Source organism: Streptomyces sp. NRRL S-118, assembly GCF_000716335.1.
GTDB lineage: Bacteria > Actinomycetota > Actinomycetes > Streptomycetales > Streptomycetaceae > Streptomyces.
Genome location: NZ_KL591057.1, coordinates 406 through 2,527, shown reverse-complemented (window position 1 = coordinate 2,527; position 2,122 = coordinate 406). Strand labels below are relative to the sequence as shown.

3 protein-coding genes are annotated in these 2,122 nt (G+C 64.6%); all 3 read left to right on the top strand.

Annotated features, from left to right (window positions below; translation table 11 throughout):
- Positions 1–213 precede the first annotated feature (213 nt).
- The 3 genes from IH00_RS0136515 to IH00_RS0136505 all read left to right on the top strand — a co-directional run bounded on the left by IH00_RS0136515 (position 214) and on the right by IH00_RS0136505 (position 2,048).
- The gene (locus IH00_RS0136515; RefSeq protein WP_031080822.1) at positions 214–672 is read left to right on the top strand and encodes a DUF4279 domain-containing protein; all 459 of its coding nucleotides are present in this window, start codon (positions 214–216) and stop codon (positions 670–672) included.
- Between the two features lie 342 nt (positions 673–1,014).
- Positions 1,015–1,554: a hypothetical protein gene (locus IH00_RS0136510; RefSeq protein ID WP_052411926.1), complete on the top strand. Its 540-nt coding sequence runs from the start codon at positions 1,015–1,017 to the stop codon at positions 1,552–1,554.
- 20 nt (positions 1,555–1,574) lie between these two features.
- Positions 1,575–2,048 (top strand): DUF4262 domain-containing protein, encoded by a 474-nt coding sequence (locus tag IH00_RS0136505; RefSeq protein ID WP_031080818.1) that lies wholly within the window; start codon positions 1,575–1,577, stop codon positions 2,046–2,048.
- Positions 2,049–2,122: the final 74 nt, after the last annotated feature.

Genomic DNA, 2,122 nt, shown 5'->3' with positions numbered 1-2,122 from the left:
GCCTATGTCCAGAGCCGCGTACGGATGAACGTGCAGAGCAAGGAGACCTGTGAAGCGCCGACGTCGTTGTTCGAGATGATGGGGCGGTGTCTCTTCGCTACTCCAATCAGACCGGCTGGACCGCGATCTTCAGCGGCACCGACACCGAGATCGGCCGCATGGTACGTGTTGAGGGCTGGGACCAGGCGACCCCGCGCCACTATTCTCCGCGTGATGCCACTTCGCCAGTACACATACTTCGCGCTGTTCAGCCAGCACACCTCGGCAGACGACATGGCCTCCCAGCTGGGCATCACACCCGACGAGGTGACGGTTCGCGGCAGCCGGTTCACCGAGCCAGCGCTGGTTCCGGTCGACCACTCGTGGATGGTTGTCTGCCGGGAGCCGGGTCTGCGCGTCGACGAGCAGATCACCCGCATTCTCGACAGCCTCCAGCCCGACACGGACCGCATCTGCGACCTCACCAGGCATCTGGCCCGCACCGGCGGCGGAGCAGTGCTTCAAATTGTGCGCTACTTCAACGACACCGACCAAGCCCAGCCGGGCGCAGCGGATGCCCCCAACCTCTTCGGATGGCACCTGGACCACAAGGTCCTGGACTTCCTCAGCGCCACCGGAGCCGAGCTCGACATCGACGAGTACGACATGGCCGGAGCCGAGGACGCCAAGTGAGTAGATGACCTCGTAGTCGCCTGGCACATGAGTCGCACTCCGACGGCTTGACAACAGCATTAGGAAGCCTCCTCGGTCGTCCCCGCATGCGCGGGGATAGTCCCTTCCGCGTCACCTGGAAGGTCTTCCAGCACGCGTCGTCCCCCGCACGCGCGGGGGTGGTCCCAGGGCAGGACACGGAGACACCTCAGGCACCCAACTCGCAAGCTGAGCCTCCATGCGCGTTTGGGGAGTCGAACAGTCGGTTCGCTGGCTTGGCTTGCGCGTCGATCTCTGGTTGCGCGAGAGGGCGGCTGACGCAGTCTTCGGGGCGTATCGCCGCGGGCTAAGGGGGACTGACGGGTGTGCAGCACGGATCTGGCTGCCAAGGAGGCGGAGATCACTCGGTTCCTCCAGGATTACCCGCGGGCGGTTGATGCTGGCCGTGCCCATCCTGCCCTCCGCGGGTGTGAGGAAGTCCGCTGGTCCGAGTTCCCGGAGTGCCCCGCCGCGATCCCTGTGCTGCTGCACGGCCTTCTCGATCAGGCTGCCGCACCCGAGGCGAAGCGGGTACTCACCAACTCCATTCTCAACAGCGTAAGAGAGATGAACGCGGCCATGCCGGTCGTACTGCCGTTCCTGTTCCCCCTCGCAAGCGACCCGCAGGTTCCTGTGCAGTCCGGACTGCTGGATCTTGTGGTCTCGATTGCTGGGTTCTCCGAGCCGATCGATGGGCGCAACGAGGCCATGGTTCGTTGGTTCGGCAGCGACAGCGATCATCCCGAGCGTGAACAGTGCCGGGCCGTCTTCACGGAACACGCGAGCGTAGTGGCCACGCTGGCGGAGCAACTGAACAACCCCGACGCCCGAGCCAAGCTTCGGCAGGCTGCCGGACTCCTGTGAGACTCCCGCACTCAGGCCACTTGTGCGAAGTCATCGAGCATGTGCAGCAGCACGGATGGCACGTCGTGATGGTTCCCGAAGACGAGATCGGTCCTGGATTCGCCTACACGATCGGCCTCGCGCACACCCACGGCGGACCTGAAGTCGCCATGTTCGGGCTCGGTGTCCACGCCATGCACCGCATGCTCAACACGCTCGGAGAGAAGTCCGCAGCGGGCGAAGTGCTGGCGGACGGCCAGAGCCATCCTGATGTTGTCCACGGGTATCGCGTCGCGCTCAGGCAGGTCGATCACAGCTGGTACCGGACCTTCTTCGGGCAGGCCATCGGGTTCTATCGGCGGCCGCCTCTCCCCGTGCTGCAAGTCGCGTGGCCTGATGCCGAGGGCCGTTTCCACTGGGATGAGCAGGCTGACGAGAGGCATCGCGACTCACAGCCTCAGTTGTGGATCCCTATGAGTGACCATCCTGTCGGGGTTTGGACGGCCGATCTCTGATCTTAGACCGTGCCCTACGCGGTGAGGCGGATGAGTCGTTTGTAGCAGCAGAGGGCGGCGGCGAGGCCGAGAAA

Bases quoted from the DNA above. Each gene is read 5' to 3' on its own strand.
- IH00_RS0136515 (WP_031080822.1), top strand. From the start codon at position 214: ATGCCACTTCGCCAGTACACATACTTCGCGCTGTTCAGCCAGCACACC.